1 pseudogene is annotated in these 1,045 nt (G+C 41.7%); it reads left to right on the top strand.

The features are described from left to right. Positions 1-88: 88 nt before the first annotated feature. Positions 89-1,045, top strand: a pseudogene (locus AZ602_RS09900) (IS30-like element ISApl1 family transposase); the annotation flags it as partial.

Below are 1,045 nucleotides of genomic sequence, written 5' to 3'. Positions count from 1 at the left end.
GAGCTGAATTTACAATCCAAGTGCAACAAAAAAAGAAGTACTCATCAACTAGAATATAATTTTGTTTCCACACAAAAACCACTTCCAAATGATGAGTACTTCCTACCGACATCTTACAATAAACGAGCGAGAAAAGATAATGATTTTACTCGCACAGGGCAAAAAACAAGCAGAAATTGCCAAAGCACTGGGACGTAGCTCCAGCACCATTTCTCGCGAGCTGAAACGACACGCTCTAGAAAGCTACAGTGCAACGAACGCACAAAACAGCTATTTGAAGCATCGTCAAAATAGCAAAGCACAGCGCAAATTAGAGCAGCCTGAATATTTCAGTTTGGTGCAAGAAAAGTTCCTAACGCAAAACTGGTCGCCCGAACAAATCAGCGCACGATTAAAATTGTAAAAATCTGAATTATCCATTAGTTATTCAACCATTTATCGTGGTATTTATTCAGGGCTGTTTGATATAGGCGAACGCAAAGCCAGTCGTAAACTACGCCACAAAGGCAAAACACGGCATACAAAAAATCATCATGAAAAACGTGGCAAAATTCAGATATCCAACCATTTGAACGACCGTCCGATTTCGGCGCAAAATCGCAGTCGTTTTGGACATTGGGAAGCCGATACCGTACTGGGTAAAGCGGGTGGAGCTTGTTTGCTGACGCTGACGGAACGCAAAAGTCGTTTTGAGTTGGTGAAGAAAATTCCTGCCAAAAAAGCCGAAGCAGTCCAAAAAGCCATGATTGAATTGCTGGATCCACATATATTGCGGTCAATTACGCCAGACCGTGGTAAAGAATTTGCCCAACATCGTTTGGTAACAGAAGCACTGGGTGTAGAATTTTACTTCCCCGAGCCGCATCAACCGTGGACACGGGGAACGAATGAAAATACAAATGGGTTACTTCGTGAATACTTTCCGAAGCACCAAGACATCAATCAGTGGAGCGAAGTTGATATTCAACAGGTGATCAATAAACTGAATTTACGACCACGTAAATGTTTAGGTTGGAAAACACCTTATGAAGTTTACTTCAAAAAA

Origin of the sequence: Moraxella sp. RCAD0137 (assembly GCF_002894025.1) — a bacterium.
GTDB lineage: Bacteria > Pseudomonadota > Gammaproteobacteria > Pseudomonadales > Moraxellaceae > Moraxella > Moraxella porci.
The sequence above is the reverse complement of the archived record's forward strand: the minus strand, read 5'-3'. Positions and strand labels throughout refer to the sequence as shown.